Below are 18,044 nucleotides of genomic sequence, written 5' to 3' on the forward strand. Positions count from 1 at the left end.
TATTGTTTTAGATTGATTAATAATTATTGTTTTACTATTGTTTTTGTTAATATTTCTCCGTTTTCTAATTGGATTTTTATAATGTAGATATCATTTTCTAGATCAATTAAGGCTATTTTATTATCTATAGGTTTAACAGCATTGTAATCCATAATTAAAGTGCTATAGATATCATAAATTTCATAAAAAATAATGGAGGAGTTTAAATCTTGAAACACCAGATTTTCGTTAGTGTCTATGTAGTAAGATATTGTTTTGTGATTAGTTGGTTTTATAGTTTTACCTCCATTACCTCCAATTAAAGACCTACGCTCAATTGATGTTGAATTACTATTTTTGCTTTGTATTGTTTTACTAAAAATATCGCTTACTTCAGCAACTATTTTTACAGAAGATGCGCCGGGTAGTATATGTATACTTCCGCTAGAACTAATCTCACCAGAGATTATACTGCCTATAGAGCCATCTACAGGAAGTGCTGTTATTGTAATATCTTCATTGCAGGTTTCAAAAATGTCTCCAACACCATGGAAATCTGTACCGCATGCTATAGTAAACAATTGCGTGTAATAACCGAAACTTAATGAGAGGAATATACTCATTAATAATACGGGGATAAGTATTCGTTTTTTTGAGGACTTGTGTTTCATAATGCAGCAAATTTATATTAATCGATTAAATGGTGAAATACCATAAATATGGTATTTTTAAGCATAATTTATAAACACTATTTTTTTTTGGTTAAAGTTCTAAATATACTAAGTTGCTTTGTTTTTCTTACGCATGCTGTTAAGGCTCAGGATTATAAAAACATAAAAGCGCTAAATCATTCATTTGAAAAAGTGATTAATACGAATTTTAACGAAGCAAAACGTATTGCTTTACAAGCCGTTTTAGAAAGCGAAAAAGTTTTGAATGACACTTTATTGTTAGAATCTTACACAAACTTAAGTCACATTTATTTATATCTTGAATTAATAGATTCATCATCAGTTTATTGTGATAAAGGGGTGTTGTATGCCAAAAAAATAGATGATCTGGAAAAATTATCCACGCTATATAACAGAAAAGGCATATTAGCAAGAAAACAAAGTGATTTTAAAACGTCTTTTCAGTTTCATGAAAAAGCATTAGGTATCGCAGAGTCAAAAGGTTTAAGCCATTTAGAAGCAAGTATTGATAACAGCGTTGCATTATTATATAGAGATCGAGAGGAAATCGATAAATCGTTTAAAGCCCTAGAAAAGGCTATAGGCATATCTTCATTACATAATTATAAAAATGAATTGGCTAGAAGTTATAATACAAAAGGGGTGTTGTTTTTTAATACGCAAAAAGATAGTGTATTACCTTATTATGATAAAGCGCTTAAAATAGTAAGAAACAATAATAATATGTTTTTAGAAGGTGCATTACTTTGTAATATAGGCGATTTTTATCTAAACATAGGTGATAATAATAAAGCAATTAGTTATTTAGAAGCGGCAAAGACTATTTCAACCCGTGTAGGTGATATGGATACATTTTATTATGTAAATGTATCAGAATGTATTTATTATGAGAATATAGGCAGGTATGATGAGGCTATAAAAGGCTACAAAAAAATATTAAATGATTATAAAGGGATATTAAATAATTCTCAAAGAAGAAGGGTTTATTGGTTGCTGTCTGGTACTTTATGGTATAATAAACAGTTTAAAGAAGCTTTTAATTATCAAGAACAATATATCTTTTTAAACGATAGTATTTTTAATATAAAAAAAGAAAAAGAGTTTGAAAGTTTAAGAACCCAATATGAAGTCGAAAAAAAGGATAATCAAATTCTATTACTGGAAAAAGAAAATGAGCTTGCAAATACGCGTAGAAAATGGGTGTTTATAAGTGCTATATTATTAACTATACCTTTAATAGTGCTATTCCTATTTTATAGACACCGAGCCAAAACTTTAAAAACAATTGGTTTACAGGAAATAAAATTACATCAAAAAGAAAAAGAACGTTTAAAAGAAGAGCAAAAATTAAAAGCAACCGAAGCTTTAATTGAAGGGCAGGATAAAGAGCGTGAACGTATTGCAAAAGAACTTCATGATGGTATAGGCGGGCAGTTAGCAAGTATTAATTTAAGCTTATCTCATATAAATCATGATATAAATAATAAGGCTATAGCAAAAATTAATGGTTCTTTAAAAAACACATTTAATGAGTTAAGGGTATTGTCTCATTCTTTAAGCCATAACTTTCATAAGGATAAATCATTAGAACAATTATTATCCGAATTTAAAAGAAAATATGAGGAAAGTAAATTGTTTGGTTTAGACATATTAATTTATCCAGAAAAGAGCTTAGAACAATTAGATACGTATACAAAGCATCACTTGTATAGAATAATACAAGAGCTTTTAACCAATATTGTTAAGCATGCTAAAGCAGAACAAGTAGAATTGTCTTTTAACAAGTATGAAGCTATTTTAATTATAATTTTACAAGATAATGGTAAAGGGTTTAATATTGAAGAACAGAAAAATGGTATTGGTATAAGCAATATAAAAGAACGTGTAGAAAGCATTAATGGAGCATTCAGTATAGATTCTACAATAAATAAAGGGACTAGTGTGGTTATAGAAATTCCCATTAATAAAAACACATCCCATGAAGATTAATTTGATAATAGTAGATGATCACTGTATGTTTTTAGAGGGCATGTCGGCAGCCCTTTCTAAGCAAGAAAATCTTAATGTTTGGGGTGTTTTTGATAGTGCTAAAGAAGCTTTAAAAGTTTTAGATAATAACGTGCCCGATTTATTAATAACCGATATTTCAATGCCAGAAATAAATGGTTTAGAGTTTGTGAAAATGGTTAATAAGAAATTTCCAGATTTAAAAATTCTAGTAATGAGTATGTTTAGGCAAATCCAATCATTGGATGGAATAAATGGATACTTGCTAAAAGAAACTAATTTTGATGAACTTTTATGTGCTATTGATAGTATTGTTATTCGTAACGAAAATTATTTTTACAAAGGTTATCAAAAGAATAATGATGTTTTAGATTTTAATAAAAAGATTCTTTCTAGTAGAGAAAAAGATATTGTTAATTTAATAGCGAAAGAATTAACAACGGATGAAATTGCTGAAACCTTATTTTTAAGTAAGCATACCATAGAAACGCATAAAAAGAATATATTCTTAAAGTTACAAGTCAATAATGCCGCAGGATTGGTTAAAAAAGCGATGTATTTAGGTTATTTATAGTTTGAAAATATTTAAGGTGATAGTTAACATTAAAAATAAAACATTATATTTAATTTTCAATTTCAACTTATTACATGCCATTCAAACCATTTAGAGATTATTTGCTGCATGAAAAAAATTATTCGGCATTAACCATAAAAGCGTATCAAGCCGATTTGGAAAGTTTTAAAGCGTTTGTTAAAAATGAATATGACACAACCCTAATCGATACTGTCAATTACCCACAAATAAGAAATTGGATTGTGTCTTTAGTAGAACAAGGATTAGCAAATAGAAGTATCAATAGAAAAGTATCTGCATTAAACACCTATTATAAATTTCTTTTAAGAATTGGGGATATAGATCAAAACCCTTTATCAAAGCACAAAGCTTTAAAAACGAGTAAAAAAATTCAAGTACCATTTTCAGAATTAGAAATAACAACCGTTTTAGACGATTTAAATTTTGATGATGATTTCGAAAGTATTCGTAATAAATTAATTATAGAGCTTTTCTATTCAACAGGTATTAGAAGAATAGAATTAATAGAACTAAATCTGGCAAGTGTCGATTTACATAATAAAATGTTAAAGGTTCTGGGGAAGAGAAATAAAGAGCGTATCGTGCCGTTATTAGATTCTGTAGCTAAAACGATAAGTAAGTATTTAATTTCAAGAAAAAAATTAGAATGTATTACAGATACTAATAGTTTGTTTTTAACGAAAAAAGGATTTAAAATTTATGAAACACTTGTTTACAGAATAATAAATGAGTATTTTAGTAAGGCATCTTCAAAGGTGAAAAAGAGTCCGCATATCTTGCGACATTCTTTTGCAACACACTTGTTAAACCAAGGTGCCGATTTAAATGCTGTTAAAGAACTTTTAGGACATTCAAGTTTAGCTGCCACTCAAGTTTATACGCATAATAGTATAGCTGAATTAAAAAAAGTGCATGTAGGAGCGCACCCTAGGAGTAAAAAGTAGTATAGTAGATTATTAACCAAAAAACAAAAGGATGAAAGTAAACACGCAATCAGTTAATTTTAACGCTGACCAAAAGTTAATAGATTTTATTCAGAAACGTATGGATAAATTAGAGATCTTTTATGATAAAGTTATTAAATCAGATGTTTATTTAAAAGTAGAAAACACAAGTGAAAAAGAAAATAAAATATTTGAAGCACGAGTGAGTGTTCCTGGAGATAGTTTTGTAGTAAAGAAACAATGTAAAAGTTTTGAAGAAGGGGCAGATGTAGCTGTATCATCATTAGAAAGACAGCTTAAAAAGAGAAAAGAAAAATTAAGATCACATTTATAATAAAATTTCTTAAAAAATGTTTTAATTAAAAAAATAAATCTATACATTTGCAGTCCGTTAGAAATAGCGGACTTTTTTATGCATAAAAAGTATAGAAAAAAGCCGATGTAGCTCAGCTGGCTAGAGCAGCTGATTTGTAATCAGCAGGTCGTGGGTTCGAGTCCCTCCATCGGCTCAAAATATAAAAGCGAAACAGGATTCAATTTCTTTGTGAAAAGCAATTAAATTGAAAAGGAACAAAAAGTTATCCTGAACGCAGTCGAAGGAAGTTCCTTTACCGACTAAAGTTCTTTAAAAAAGTGAAATAAGTTTAATTGGGGAGATACTCAAGCGGCCAACGAGGGCAGACTGTAAATCTGCTGACTACGTCTTCGCAGGTTCGAATCCTGCTCTCCCCACATTTTTTAGATTGCCTAATAATAATATAAGGTTGTTCTTGGAAATGGAAATTTTACTTAGAATTGTAAATAATTGCGAGAGTAGCTCAGTTGGTAGAGCGTCAGCCTTCCAAGCTGAATGTCGCCGGTTCGAACCCGGTCTCTCGCTCTAATATTTAAGCCGGTGTAGCTCAGGGGTAGAGCGTTTCCTTGGTAAGGAAGAGGTCACGGGTTCAATTCCCGTCATTGGCTCTATTTTAAAGACTAAAAAAAATTAGAATACACTAATATTATTATTATTATATAACTAAGATTAAATTATTTAAAAAACATGGCAAAGGCAACTTTCGATCGTTCAAAACCACACTTAAATATAGGTACAATTGGACATGTAGATCACGGTAAAACAACTTTAACTGCTGCTATTACTAAAGTATTAGCTGATGCAGGTTATTCTGAAGCAAGATCATTTGATCAAATTGATAATGCTCCTGAAGAAAAAGAAAGAGGTATAACAATTAATACATCTCACGTAGAATACGCAACATTAAACCGTCACTACGCTCACGTTGACTGTCCAGGTCACGCCGATTACGTAAAGAACATGGTAACTGGTGCTGCACAAATGGATGGTGCTATTTTAGTAGTTGCTGCAACAGATGGTCCAATGCCACAAACTCGTGAGCACATCTTATTAGGGCGTCAAGTAGGTATTCCTCGTATAGTTGTATTCATGAATAAAGTGGATATGGTTGATGATGAAGAATTAATCGAATTAGTAGACATGGAAGTAAGAGACTTATTGTCTTTCTATGAATATGATGGTGATAACGGGCCTGTAATTGCTGGTTCTGCTTTAGGTGCACTTAACGGTGAACAAAAATGGGTGGATACAGTATTAGAGTTAATGGAAGCTGTTGATAATTGGATTGAAGAGCCAACAAGAGAAGTTGATAAAGATTTCTTAATGCCTATTGAAGATGTATTCTCAATTACTGGTCGTGGAACTGTTGCTACAGGTCGTATCGAAACTGGTATAGCTAATACAGGTGATCCAGTTGAGATCATTGGTATGGGTGCTGAAAAATTAACATCTACTATTACTGGTATCGAAATGTTCCGTCAAATATTAGATAGAGGTGAAGCTGGAGATAATGCTGGTATCTTATTAAGAGGTATTGAGAAGTCTCAAATTTCAAGAGGTATGGTAATCTGTAAGCCAGCTTCTGTAACACCACATGCTAAATTTAAAGCAGAGGTTTACATCCTTAAAAAAGACGAAGGTGGTCGTCATACACCATTCCATAATAACTACCGTCCACAGTTCTACGTACGTACAACTGATGTAACTGGAAACATTGCACTTCCTGATGGAGTTGAAATGGTTATGCCTGGAGATAACTTAACTATTACTGTTGATTTAATTCAACCTATTGCAATGAACGTTGGTTTACGTTTTGCGATTCGTGAAGGTGGTAGAACAGTAGGTGCTGGTCAAGTAACTGAAATTCTAGACTAATACAGTTAAATAAATAATAAGCTAAAGGTATTTCGCTTTTGCGGAATACCTTGACTTATATTTACGGGTTTAGCTCAGTTGGTAGAGCACTGGTCTCCAAAACCAGGTGTCGGGAGTTCGAGTCTCTCAACCCGTGCAAAGCAAAGGATTATGAGCGATAAGTTATGCTGAGCATAGTCGTAGTAGTCGCTCTTAGAACCGTGCAATTATTACCTAAGAAACAAAAGTTTCTAAGAAAGTTTACACCGAACCGAGAGCAATCAAAGTGAAGTGTTCAAAAAAATAATAAATGGCTGGAATTGTAAATTACGTAAAAGAATCATTTGAAGAACTTAAAAATAACGTGAGTTGGCCTTCATGGGCTGAAGCACAAAGCCTAACAATTTTAGTTGCTGTATTTTCAATTTTATTTTCCTTAGCAATTTGGGGGATAGATACAGTGTTTAGCAAAGTTGTAAGCTATTACTTTGAGTTAATTAATTAAAAGATTAATGTTGATTTTATGTCAGAAGTAAGCGAAAAAAAATGGTATGTTGTTAGAGCTGTAAGTGGTCAAGAAAATAAGATTAAAACTTATATTGAGAATGAAATTGCTCGATTAGGTCTTCAAGATTATGTTGATCAAGTATTAGTTCCTACTGAACGAGTGATTCAAATTAGAAATGGAAAAAAAATCCATAAGGAAAAAGTATTTTTCCCTGGATATATTATGGTTCAAGCTAATTTAACAGGAGAAGTACCTCATATAATACGTTCGGTTACTAATGTAATTGGATTTCTAGGTGAAACTAAAGGAGGCGATCCTGTTCCACTTAGACAATCTGAAGTAAATAGGATGTTAGGTAAAGTTGATGAGTTATCTGTTGAAGAAACAGCTAATGTTGCCATTCCGTTTACAAAAGGAGAAACAGTAAAAGTTATAGATGGACCATTTAATGGATTTGATGGTACTATAGAAAAGATAAATGAAGAAAAGCGTAAACTAGAAGTAATGGTTAAGATTTTTGGAAGAAAAACACCATTAGAATTAAGTTATATGCAAGTAGAAAAAGTATAATAATTGTTACACTATATAAAAGATACGTTCTTTTGCTTCCAAATTAAAAGAAGCGTATCTAACTAAATTATTAAAAATGGCAAAAGAATTAGGTAAAGTAGTTAAGTTACAAGTTCGGGGAGGTGCAGCGAATCCGTCGCCACCGGTTGGACCCGCTTTAGGTGCTGCTGGAGTTAACATTATGGAGTTCTGTAAGCAATTTAATGCTAGAACTCAAGATAAAGCTGGTAAAGTATTACCAGTTGTTATCTCTGTTTACAAAGACAAATCATTTGATTTTGTAATCAAGACTCCTCCAGCTGCAGTACAATTATTAGAAGCGGCCAAGGTGAAAAAAGGTTCAGGTGAACCAAACCGAAAAAAAGTAGCTAAAGTATCTTGGGATCAGGTTAAAACTATTGCAGAAGACAAAATGGTAGATTTAAATGCATTTACTACAGAGTCTGCTATGAAAATGGTTGCTGGTACAGCAAGATCTATGGGAATAACTGTAACAGGAAAGTTCCCTAATTAATCTATTAAAGACATTATAAAATGGCAAGATTAACAAAAAAGCAAAAAGAGGCTTTAGCAAAAGTAGAAAAAGGTAGAATTTATTCTGTTGATGAAGCATCAGCATTAATAAAAGAAATGACCAATACCAAGTTTGACTCATCAATTGATTTAGCAATACGTTTAGGAGTAGATCCTCGTAAAGCTAATCAAATGGTAAGAGGAGTGGTTTCACTTCCACATGGTACTGGTAAAGATATGAAAGTATTAGCATTAGTGACACCAGATAAAGAAGCCGAAGCTAAAGAAGCTGGAGCAGATTACGTTGGTTTAGACGAGTACCTTGATAAAATCAAGAGTGGATGGACAGACGTTGATGTTATTATTACTATGCCTAGCGTTATGGGTAAATTAGGTCCTTTAGGACGTGTGTTAGGTCCTCGTGGTTTAATGCCTAACCCAAAAACAGGTACAGTAACTATGGATGTTGCTAAAGCTGTAACAGAAGTAAAAGCTGGTAAAATTGACTTCAAAGTTGATAAAACTGGTATTGTACACGCTGCTATAGGTAAAGCATCATTTAGTGCTGATAAAATTGCAGGTAATGCAAATGAATTATTAACAACTATAATGAAACTAAAACCAACAACAGCAAAAGGAGTTTATGTAAAAAGCATATTTATGTCTTCTACAATGAGTCCTAGTATAGCTATTGATCCTAAAATTGGTTAATTAAGTTAAAACTTTTATTATGACAAGAGAAGAAAAATCACAAGTAATTGAGGAATTAACTGCAGAATTAGCTGATAATGCAAATATCTATTTAACAGATATTTCTGGATTAAATGCAGGTATAACCTCAGATTTACGTCGTGCTTGTTTTAAAGCAAACGTAAAGTTAGCAGTTGTTAAAAATACATTACTAGAAAAAGCAATGGAAGCATCAGATAGAGAATTTGGTGAACTTCCTTCTGTTTTAAAAGGAAATACATCAGTGATGTATTCAGAAACAGGTAATGTACCAGCTAAGTTAATAAAAACCTTCCGTAAAAAATCAGAGAAACCTTTATTAAAAGGAGCCTTTATTGAGGAAACGGTTTATATAGGCGACAACCAATTAGACATGTTAGTAGATATCAAGTCTAAAGAAGAGTTGTTAGGAGAAATCATTGGATTATTACAATCTCCTGCTAAAAATGTTATTTCTGCACTTAAATCAAGTGGAGGAACCATTGCTGGAATTATTAAAACACTATCTGAAAAAGAAGGATAGTATTAAACAGTACGCACTTATTACAATTATATTATTATTAAAATTTATTAAAACGATAGAAAAATGGCAGATTTAAAAGATTTCGCAGAACAATTAGTTAACTTAACAGTAAAAGAAGTAAACGAGTTAGCTACTATATTAAAAGATGAGTATGGTATTGAGCCTGCTGCTGCTGCTGTTGCAGTTGCTGCTGGTCCTGCTGCTGGTGGAGAAGAAGCTGAAGCTCAAACTGAATTTGATGTTATCTTAAAAGCAGCTGGTGGTTCTAAATTAGCTGTTGTAAAATTAGTTAAAGAATTAACTGGTTTAGGATTAAAAGAAGCTAAAGGTTTAGTTGACGAAGCACCAAGTGCTATCAAAGAAGCAGTAACTAAAGATGAAGCAGAAGCTTTAAAAGCTTCTTTAGAAGAGGCTGGGGCTGAGGTTGAGCTTAAGTAAGCTTACCAATTCAAACACATAAGGGTTTAGGTCTGAAGAATCATCTTCAAGACCTAAACCATTTTGCGTATATAATTATTACATACGTTATCACTATTATTTTTTAATCATAATTCCGTCCATTGATGTTATCAACACAAGCTGAAAGATTAAATTTCTCGTCTATTGTAAATAGAACAGAATATCCAGATTTCTTGGATATCCAGATTAAATCCTTCCAGGATTTTTTCCAATTAGAAACAAAATCTGAAGAAAGAGGTGATGAAGGTCTTTATAACACCTTCATGGAAAACTTCCCTATTACAGACTCTCGTAATCAATTTGTTTTAGAATTTTTAGATTACTTCGTAGATCCACCAAGATATGCTATTGATGAGTGTATTGAAAGAGGGCTTACTTACAGCGTTCCACTAAAGGCAAGGTTAAAGTTATATTGTACAGATCCTGAACATGAGGATTTCGAAACCATTGTTCAAGATGTGTATTTAGGAACAATACCTTACATGACGCCAAGTGGTACTTTTTGTATCAATGGAGCAGAACGTGTCGTAGTCTCTCAATTGCATCGTTCTCCAGGCGTATTCTTTGGTCAATCTTTCCATGCAAATGGTACAAAATTATATTCAGCTAGGGTGATTCCTTTTAAAGGATCTTGGATTGAATTTGCTACAGATATAAATCAGGTAATGTATGCTTACATTGATAGAAAGAAAAAATTACCTGTTACAACATTGTTTAGAGCTATTGGTTTTGAACGTGATAAAGATATTTTAGAGATTTTTGATCTTGCTGAAGAAGTTAAAGTATCTAAATCTGGATTAAAGAAGTATTTAGGAAGAAAGTTAGCAGCACGTGTATTAAACACATGGCATGAGGATTTTGTTGATGAAGATACAGGAGAAGTAGTATCTATTGAGCGTAACGAAATTGTGCTTGATCGTGATACTATTTTAGATAAAGAAAATGTAGAAGAAATTATTGAAGCAGATGTAAAGACTATTCTTTTACACAAAGAAAGTGCTGAACAAGGTGATTATGCCATTATTCACAACACGCTTCAAAAAGATCCAACAAACTCAGAAAAAGAGGCTGTTGAACATATCTACAGACAATTACGTAATGCTGAGCCGCCAGATGAGGAAACAGCACGTGGTATCATTGATAAATTATTCTTTAGTGACCAACGTTACTCTTTAGGAGAAGTTGGACGTTACAGAATGAATAAGAAATTACAGTTAGATATCGGAATGGACAAGCAAGTGCTTACCAAAGAAGATATCATTACTATCATAAAATATTTAATCGAGCTTATCAACTCTAAAGCAGAGATTGATGATATTGATCACTTATCTAACCGTCGTGTACGTACAGTTGGTGAGCAATTATCTCAACAATTTGGTGTTGGTTTAGCACGTATGGCACGTACGATTCGTGAGCGTATGAATGTTCGTGATAATGAGGTTTTTACACCAATAGATTTAATTAATGCTAAGACTTTATCGTCTGTAATTAATTCATTCTTTGGTACAAACCAATTATCTCAGTTTATGGATCAAACAAATCCATTAGCTGAAATCACACACAAACGTCGTTTATCTGCATTAGGACCAGGAGGTTTATCTCGTGAAAGAGCAGGTTTCGAGGTGCGTGATGTACACTATACACATTACGGACGTTTATGTCCTATTGAAACACCAGAGGGACCAAACATTGGTTTAATTTCTTCACTTTCAGTATATGCTAAAGTGAACTCTATGGGATTCATTGAAACACCTTATAGAAAAGTAACCGAAGGTGTTGTAGACATTGAAAACGTACCAACATATTTAAGTGCAGAAGAAGAAGAAGAAAAATTAATTGCACAAGCAACTGTTAAAGTTGATGAATCTGGTAAGATCTTACATGAAAAGGTAATTGCTAGAATGGAAGGTGACTTCCCAGTAATTGATCCTAATGACCTACATTATACAGATGTAGCTCCAAACCAAATATCATCAATTTCGGCATCTTTAATTCCGTTCTTAGAACATGATGATGCGAATAGAGCCTTGATGGGATCTAACATGATGCGTCAGGCAGTACCATTATTATTACCACAATCACCAATTGTTGGTACAGGATTAGAACGTCAAGTAGCTTCAGATTCTCGTGTATTAATTAATGCAGAAGGAAACGGAGAAGTACTTTATGTAGATGCAAACGAAATAAAAATAAAATACGATCGTACTGAAGATCAAGCTGCAGTAAGCTTTGATAGCGATATTAAAGTATACCAATTAGTAAAATTCAGAAAAACGAATCAAGGCACCTCTATCAACCTAAAACCAATTGTAGTTAAAGGAGATAAAGTCGCTAAAGGACAAGTTTTATGTGAAGGCTATGCAACTCAAAAAGGTGAGTTAGCATTAGGTAGAAACATGAAAGTAGCCTTTATGCCTTGGAAAGGATATAACTTTGAGGATGCGATTGTAATTTCTGAAAAAGTAGTACGTGAAGATATCTTTACATCTATCCATATTGATGAGTATTCTTTAGAAGTTAGAGATACGAAGTTAGGTAATGAAGAGTTAACAAATGATATTCCTAACGTTTCTGAAGAAGCTACTAAAGATTTAGATGAAAACGGAATGATTCGCGTTGGTGCAGAAGTAAAACCAGGCGATATTCTTATTGGTAAGATTACACCTAAAGGGGAATCTGATCCAACTCCAGAAGAAAAATTATTACGTGCGATCTTTGGTGATAAAGCTGGAGATGTAAAAGATGCATCTTTAAAAGCATCACCATCTTTAAATGGTGTTGTCATTGAAAAGAAATTATTTGCCAGAGCCGTAAAAGATAAACGTAAGAGAGCTCAAGATAAAGATGATATCTTACAATTAGAAGGCATTTACGATGCTAAGTTTGATGATTTAAAGAATGTTTTAATCGAAAAACTTTTCACTATAGTAAATGGTAAAACAGCTCAAGGTATTTTTAATGATTTAGGTGAAGAAGTATTACCAAAAGGTAAAAAATTCACACTTAAAATGTTAAATGCCGTTGATGATTATGCGCATTTAGTATCAGGTAAATGGACAACAGATGAACATACGAATCAACTTGTTGCAGATTTAATTCACAACTATAAAATTAAAGAAAACGATTTACAAGGTTCTTTAAGGCGTGAGAAGTTTACAATTTCTGTAGGGGATGAATTACCAGCAGGAATTATCAAATTAGCAAAAGTATATATTGCTAAGAAACGTAAACTTAAAGTAGGAGATAAAATGGCAGGGCGTCACGGTAACAAAGGTATTGTTGCAAGAATCGTTCGTCAAGAAGATATGCCATTCTTAGAAGATGGAACGCCTGTTGATATTGTATTAAATCCTCTTGGAGTACCGTCTCGTATGAATATTGGTCAGATATATGAAACGGTATTAGGTTGGGCTGGACAAAAATTAGACCGCAAATATGCGACGCCAATTTTTGATGGAGCAACAATAGACCAAATCAACGGATTTACAGATGAAGCTGGAATTCCAAGATACGGACATACTTATTTATATGATGGTGGAACTGGACAACGTTTCGATCAACCAGCAACAGTTGGTGTGATTTATATGTTGAAACTAGGACATATGGTAGACGATAAGATGCACGCACGTTCAATAGGACCTTACTCATTAATTACACAACAGCCATTGGGTGGTAAAGCACAATTTGGTGGTCAGCGTTTTGGAGAGATGGAAGTTTGGGCACTTGAAGCTTATGGAGCATCAAGTACATTACGTGAAATCTTAACAGTAAAATCTGATGATGTAATTGGTAGAGCAAAAACATACGAAAGTATAGTTAAAGGAGAACCAATGCCAGATCCAGGACTACCTGAATCTTTCAACGTACTTATGCATGAATTGAAAGGATTAGGATTAGATATTAGATTAGAGGAGTAATAAAATAGTTTACAGTAATCGGTCAGCAGTAGGCACTGCGCACTGAACACTGAACACTGAATACTATAAAGAAATGGCAAGAAAACAAGATAAGAATACAGTAAAGAGATTTAACAAAATCTCAATTGGTTTAGCATCACCAGAGTCTATTCTAGCAGAGTCTAGAGGTGAAGTTTTAAAACCAGAAACTATCAATTATCGAACTCACAAACCTGAACGTGATGGTTTGTTCTGTGAGCGTATTTTTGGTCCTGTAAAGGATTACGAATGTGCTTGTGGTAAATATAAAAGAATTCGCTACAAAGGAATCGTTTGTGACCGTTGTGGTGTAGAAGTAACAGAAAAGAAAGTACGTCGTGATAGAGTAGGGCATATTAATTTAGTAGTTCCTGTGGCTCATATCTGGTATTTCCGGTCGTTACCAAACAAAATAGGTTATTTATTAGGTTTACCATCTAAGAAATTAGATATGATTATTTACTACGAACGCTATGTAGTAATTCAACCTGGTAATGCCAAAAATGAAGAAGGTGAACCATTGCAAAAAATGGAATTCTTAACAGAAGAAGAATATTTAAATATTCTTGAAGAACTTCCTCAAGACAATCAATACTTAGACGATACAGATCCTAATAAGTTTCTTGCGAAAATGGGAGCTGAATGTCTAATTGAATTGTTAGCTAGAATTGATTTAGAAACATTGTCATACGAATTACGTCATAAAGCAAATACTGAAACGTCTAAACAACGTAAAACAGAAGCCTTAAAACGTTTACAAGTTGTAGAATCATTACGTGAATCAAATCAAAACAGAGAAAATCGTCCAGAATGGATGATTATGAAAGTAATTCCAATTATTCCACCAGAATTACGTCCGTTAGTGCCGTTAGATGGTGGTCGTTTTGCAACATCAGATTTAAATGATTTATACAGAAGAGTTATTATCCGTAACAACCGTCTAAAAAGGCTGGTTGAGATAAAAGCACCAGAAGTAATTTTACGTAATGAAAAACGTATGTTGCAAGAATCTGTAGATTCATTATTTGATAACACACGTAAATCTTCAGCTGTAAAAACAGATTCTAACAGACCGTTAAAATCATTATCAGATTCATTAAAAGGTAAGCAAGGGCGTTTCCGTCAAAACTTACTTGGAAAACGTGTTGATTATTCTGCACGTTCAGTTATTGTTGTTGGACCAGAATTGAAATTATTTGAATGTGGTTTACCAAAAAATATGGCTGCAGAGCTTTACAAGCCTTTTGTAATTAGAAAATTAATAGAAAGAGGAATTGTTAAAACTGTAAAATCAGCTAAGAAAATTATAGATAAAAGAGAGCCAGTAGTTTGGGATATCTTGGAAAATGTTCTTAAAGGACATCCAGTATTACTAAACCGTGCGCCTACTTTGCACAGATTAGGGATACAAGCTTTTCAACCAAAATTAATTGAAGGTAAAGCTATCCAATTACACCCGTTGGTATGTACAGCATTTAATGCGGATTTTGACGGTGATCAAATGGCAGTACATTTACCATTAGGGCCAGAAGCTATTTTAGAATGTCAATTATTAATGTTGGCATCTCATAATATTTTGAATCCTGCTAATGGATCTCCAGTAACAGTACCTTCTCAAGATATGGTACTTGGTCTTTACTATATGACCAAGCTACGTAAATCTACACCAGAAGTGCCTATTCAAGGAGAAGGATTAACATTCTATTCGCCAGAAGAGGTTGTTATTGCTTTTAATGAGAAGAAAATAGATTTAAATGCTGGTATTAAAGTAAGAACCATTGATATTAATGAAGACGGTAAGCTTGCCCCTGCAATTGTAGATACTACTGTGGGGCGTGTATTATTTAACCAACACGTACCGCAAGCAGCTGGTTACATTAATGAGGTACTTACAAAAAAATCATTAAGAGATATTATTGGTAGTATTTTGAAATTTACGTCAGTTCCTGAAACTGCAGATTTCTTGGATGCTATTAGAACACTAGGATTCAAATTTGCATTTCAAGGTGGATTATCATTTAGTTTAGGTGATATTATTATCCCACCAGAAAAGCAAGGAATGATCGATAAAGCCAATACTTTAGTTGATGGTATTATGGGTAACTATAACATGGGACTTATAACAAACAACGAACGTTATAATCAGGTTATTGATATATGGACTTCTACAAATGCTGAATTGACTGAGTTGTCAATGAAACGTATTCGCGAAGATCAACAAGGGTTTAACTCTGTGTTTATGATGCTTGATTCTGGAGCTCGTGGATCTAAAGAACAGATTCGTCAGCTTACAGGTATGCGTGGATTAATGGCAAAGCCTAAAAAATCTAATGCAGGAGGGGGAGAAATTATTGAAAACCCAATTCTTTCTAACTTTAAAGAAGGACTTTCTATTTTAGAATACTTTATTTCTACTCACGGTGCACGTAAAGGTCTTGCAGATACGGCTCTTAAAACAGCAGATGCAGGTTACTTAACACGTCGTTTGGTTGATGTATCTCAAGATGTTATTATTAATACAGAAGATTGTGGCACATTAAGAGGTGTAGAAGTTGAGTCATTAAAGAAAAACGATGAAGTTGTAGAAACACTTGAAGAGAGAATCGTTGGTCGTGTATCATTAAATGATGTTTATAATCCTTTAACAGAGGAGTTGCTATTAGCATCTGGTCAGTTAATAGAAGATGATATAGCGAAGGCTATAGAAGCATCTCCAATTGAAAGTGTAGAAGTACGTTCTGCTTTAACATGTGAAGCTTTAAAAGGAATTTGTGCTAAATGTTATGGTCGTAATTTAGCGACAGGCAAAATGGTACAAAGAGGTGAAGCTGTAGGTGTTGTTGCAGCACAATCTATTGGAGAACCAGGTACGCAGTTAACACTTCGTACATTCCACGTGGGTGGTATTGCTGGTAACATTTCTGAAGATAATAAGCTAGCTGTTAAATTTGATGGTCTTGCTGAAATTGAAGATTTAAAAACAGTTAAAGGAGAAGATAGTGAAGGAAATATTGCTGATATTGTAATTTCTAGAACATCAGAACTTAAACTTACAGATAAGAAAACGGGTATTGTTTTAAGTACAAATAATATTCCTTATGGTTCAACAATATATGCTAAAAATGGAGATAGCTTAAGTAAAGGCGATGTCGTTTGTTCTTGGGATCCATATAATGGTGTTATTATTTCAGAATTTGCTGGTAAAGTGAAATATGAAAATATAGAACAAGGTGTTACATACCAAGTTGAAATTGATGAACAAACAGGTTTCCAAGAAAAAGTAATTTCGGAGTCTAGAAATAAGAAACTTATTCCAACACTTCATATTGAGGATGCTAAAGGTGAAACGATTCGTTCTTATAACTTACCATTAGGAGCTCACTTAATGATTAACGATGGAGAGAAAATTAAAGTTGGTAAAATTTTAGTTAAAATACCTCGTAAATCTGCTAAGGCGGGTGATATTACAGGAGGTTTACCTCGTGTAACGGAGTTATTTGAAGCACGTAACCCTTCAAACCCTGCAGTAGTTAGTGCTATTGATGGTGTGGTTTCTTTCGGAAAAATCAAAAGAGGTAACCGTGAGATTATCGTAGAATCTAAATTAGGTGATGTTAAGAAATACTTAGTGAAGTTATCTAACCAAATTCTTGTACAAGAAAATGATTATGTAAAAGCTGGTATGCCACTTTCTGATGGTTCTATTACTCCTAACGATATTTTGAATATCAAAGGCCCTTCAGCTGTTCAACAATACTTGGTTAATGAAGTACAAGAAGTATATCGTTTACAAGGTGTGAAGATCAACGATAAGCACTTTGAGGTTGTTGTAAGACAAATGATGCGTAAAGTACGTATTATTGATTCTGGTGATACTATTTTCTTAGAAGATCAATTAGCTCATAAAGCTGATTTTATTAAAGAAAATGATGATATTTTCGGAATGAAAGTGATTGAAGAAGCTGGAGATTCAACAAACCTTAAAGCGGGACAAATTATTACGCCTCGTGAATTAAGAGATGAAAATTCAATTTTACGTAGAGAAGATAAACAACTTGTGGAAGCAAGAGATGCTAAACCAGCAACTGCTACCCCAATACTGCAAGGTATAACAAGGGCATCGCTTCAAACAAAATCATTTATCTCTGCAGCATCATTCCAGGAAACGACTAAAGTTCTTAATGAGGCAGCTGTAGCTGGTAAAATAGATAGTTTAGAAGGATTGAAAGAAAATGTAATTGTTGGTCATAGAATTCCAGCAGGTACAGGTATGAGAAGTTATACAGATATCATTGTAGGCTCTAAACAAGAGTTTGATGAAATGATGCAGGTAAAACAAGAATTAAATTATAACTAATAGTCATTCCTGCGAAGGCAGGAA

General features: G+C 33.1%; 14 protein-coding genes and 5 tRNA genes. 18 read left to right on the top strand and 1 reads right to left on the bottom strand.

Annotation, left to right across the window (positions count from 1 at the left end; genetic code table 11):
- Positions 1-23 precede the first annotated feature (23 nt).
- The gene (locus Q4Q40_RS05265; RefSeq protein ID WP_303300681.1) at positions 24-650 is read right to left on the bottom strand and encodes a hypothetical protein; all 627 of its coding nucleotides are present in this window, start codon (positions 648-650) and stop codon (positions 24-26) included.
- 87 nt (positions 651-737) lie between these two features.
- Between Q4Q40_RS05265 and Q4Q40_RS05270 the strand changes: the two genes are divergently transcribed.
- The 18 genes from Q4Q40_RS05270 to rpoC all read left to right on the top strand — a co-directional run bounded on the left by Q4Q40_RS05270 (position 738) and on the right by rpoC (position 18,020).
- Positions 738-2,660 (top strand): tetratricopeptide repeat-containing sensor histidine kinase, encoded by a 1,923-nt coding sequence (locus Q4Q40_RS05270; RefSeq protein ID WP_303300682.1) that lies wholly within the window; start codon positions 738-740, stop codon positions 2,658-2,660.
- Positions 2,650-3,252 (top strand): response regulator transcription factor, encoded by a 603-nt coding sequence (locus Q4Q40_RS05275; protein ID WP_303300683.1) that lies wholly within the window; start codon positions 2,650-2,652, stop codon positions 3,250-3,252. Before Q4Q40_RS05270 ends, Q4Q40_RS05275 begins: the two co-directional genes overlap by 11 nt.
- 74 nt (positions 3,253-3,326) lie before the next feature.
- Complete coding sequence (locus tag Q4Q40_RS05280) at positions 3,327-4,217, top strand: tyrosine-type recombinase/integrase (RefSeq protein WP_303300684.1); 891 nt, start codon at positions 3,327-3,329, stop codon at positions 4,215-4,217.
- Between the two features lie 31 nt (positions 4,218-4,248).
- Positions 4,249-4,551 (top strand): ribosome hibernation-promoting factor, HPF/YfiA family, encoded by a 303-nt coding sequence (gene hpf, locus Q4Q40_RS05285; RefSeq protein WP_303300685.1) that lies wholly within the window; start codon positions 4,249-4,251, stop codon positions 4,549-4,551.
- A 101-nt stretch (positions 4,552-4,652) separates the two neighbouring features.
- Positions 4,653-4,726 (top strand) — tRNA-Thr (locus Q4Q40_RS05290).
- A 141-nt stretch (positions 4,727-4,867) separates the two neighbouring features.
- Positions 4,868-4,949, top strand: a tRNA-Tyr gene (locus Q4Q40_RS05295).
- A 75-nt stretch (positions 4,950-5,024) separates the two neighbouring features.
- A tRNA-Gly gene (locus Q4Q40_RS05300) sits at positions 5,025-5,097 on the top strand.
- A gap of 11 nt (positions 5,098-5,108) precedes the next feature.
- Positions 5,109-5,180 (top strand) — tRNA-Thr (locus Q4Q40_RS05305).
- A 79-nt stretch (positions 5,181-5,259) separates the two neighbouring features.
- Positions 5,260-6,447, top strand: a complete 1,188-nt coding sequence (tuf, locus tag Q4Q40_RS05310) for an elongation factor Tu (protein ID WP_303300686.1) — start codon at positions 5,260-5,262, stop codon at positions 6,445-6,447.
- A gap of 63 nt (positions 6,448-6,510) precedes the next feature.
- A tRNA-Trp gene (locus tag Q4Q40_RS05315) sits at positions 6,511-6,583 on the top strand.
- 153 nt (positions 6,584-6,736) lie between these two features.
- The gene (gene secE, locus Q4Q40_RS05320; protein WP_303300688.1) at positions 6,737-6,931 is read left to right on the top strand and encodes a preprotein translocase subunit SecE; all 195 of its coding nucleotides are present in this window, start codon (positions 6,737-6,739) and stop codon (positions 6,929-6,931) included.
- An 18-nt stretch (positions 6,932-6,949) separates the two neighbouring features.
- Entirely contained in the window at positions 6,950-7,504 is a 555-nt protein-coding gene (gene nusG, locus Q4Q40_RS05325; protein ID WP_102754918.1) for a transcription termination/antitermination protein NusG, read from the top strand.
- Between the two features lie 76 nt (positions 7,505-7,580).
- Positions 7,581-8,018, top strand: a complete 438-nt coding sequence (gene rplK / locus Q4Q40_RS05330; RefSeq protein ID WP_303300689.1) for a 50S ribosomal protein L11 — start codon at positions 7,581-7,583, stop codon at positions 8,016-8,018.
- 20 nt (positions 8,019-8,038) lie between these two features.
- The gene (gene rplA / locus Q4Q40_RS05335; protein WP_303300690.1) at positions 8,039-8,728 is read left to right on the top strand and encodes a 50S ribosomal protein L1; all 690 of its coding nucleotides are present in this window, start codon (positions 8,039-8,041) and stop codon (positions 8,726-8,728) included.
- A 19-nt stretch (positions 8,729-8,747) separates the two neighbouring features.
- Entirely contained in the window at positions 8,748-9,269 is a 522-nt protein-coding gene (rplJ, locus tag Q4Q40_RS05340) for a 50S ribosomal protein L10 (protein WP_303300692.1), read from the top strand.
- Between the two features lie 63 nt (positions 9,270-9,332).
- Entirely contained in the window at positions 9,333-9,707 is a 375-nt protein-coding gene (gene rplL / locus Q4Q40_RS05345; protein ID WP_303300693.1) for a 50S ribosomal protein L7/L12, read from the top strand.
- 125 nt (positions 9,708-9,832) lie between these two features.
- The gene (rpoB, locus tag Q4Q40_RS05350) at positions 9,833-13,645 is read left to right on the top strand and encodes a DNA-directed RNA polymerase subunit beta (protein ID WP_303300694.1); all 3,813 of its coding nucleotides are present in this window, start codon (positions 9,833-9,835) and stop codon (positions 13,643-13,645) included.
- Positions 13,646-13,718: 73 nt separating this feature from the next.
- On the top strand, positions 13,719-18,020 hold the full coding sequence (rpoC, locus tag Q4Q40_RS05355; RefSeq protein WP_303300696.1) for a DNA-directed RNA polymerase subunit beta': 4,302 nt from the start codon (positions 13,719-13,721) through the stop codon (positions 18,018-18,020).
- Positions 18,021-18,044: the final 24 nt, after the last annotated feature.

This window comes from Flavivirga jejuensis (assembly GCF_030540765.1).
In the GTDB taxonomy this organism is placed as follows: Bacteria; Bacteroidota; Bacteroidia; order Flavobacteriales; family Flavobacteriaceae; genus Flavivirga; species Flavivirga jejuensis.

Coding starts and splice junctions, on each gene's coding strand:
- Q4Q40_RS05275 (WP_303300683.1), top strand. CDS start 2,650: ATGAAGATTAATTTGATAATAGTAGATGATCACTGTATGTTTTTAGAG.
- hpf (WP_303300685.1), top strand. CDS start 4,249: ATGAAAGTAAACACGCAATCAGTTAATTTTAACGCTGACCAAAAGTTA.
- rplL (WP_303300693.1), top strand. CDS start 9,333: ATGGCAGATTTAAAAGATTTCGCAGAACAATTAGTTAACTTAACAGTA.
- rplA (WP_303300690.1), top strand. CDS start 8,039: ATGGCAAGATTAACAAAAAAGCAAAAAGAGGCTTTAGCAAAAGTAGAA.
- rpoC (WP_303300696.1), top strand. CDS start 13,719: ATGGCAAGAAAACAAGATAAGAATACAGTAAAGAGATTTAACAAAATC.
- rpoB (WP_303300694.1), top strand. CDS start 9,833: ATGTTATCAACACAAGCTGAAAGATTAAATTTCTCGTCTATTGTAAAT.
- tuf (WP_303300686.1), top strand. CDS start 5,260: ATGGCAAAGGCAACTTTCGATCGTTCAAAACCACACTTAAATATAGGT.
- Q4Q40_RS05265 (WP_303300681.1), bottom strand. CDS start 650: ATGAAACACAAGTCCTCAAAAAAACGAATACTTATCCCCGTATTATTA.
- nusG (WP_102754918.1), top strand. CDS start 6,950: ATGTCAGAAGTAAGCGAAAAAAAATGGTATGTTGTTAGAGCTGTAAGT.
- secE (WP_303300688.1), top strand. CDS start 6,737: ATGGCTGGAATTGTAAATTACGTAAAAGAATCATTTGAAGAACTTAAA.
- Q4Q40_RS05280 (WP_303300684.1), top strand. CDS start 3,327: ATGCCATTCAAACCATTTAGAGATTATTTGCTGCATGAAAAAAATTAT.
- rplK (WP_303300689.1), top strand. CDS start 7,581: ATGGCAAAAGAATTAGGTAAAGTAGTTAAGTTACAAGTTCGGGGAGGT.
- rplJ (WP_303300692.1), top strand. CDS start 8,748: ATGACAAGAGAAGAAAAATCACAAGTAATTGAGGAATTAACTGCAGAA.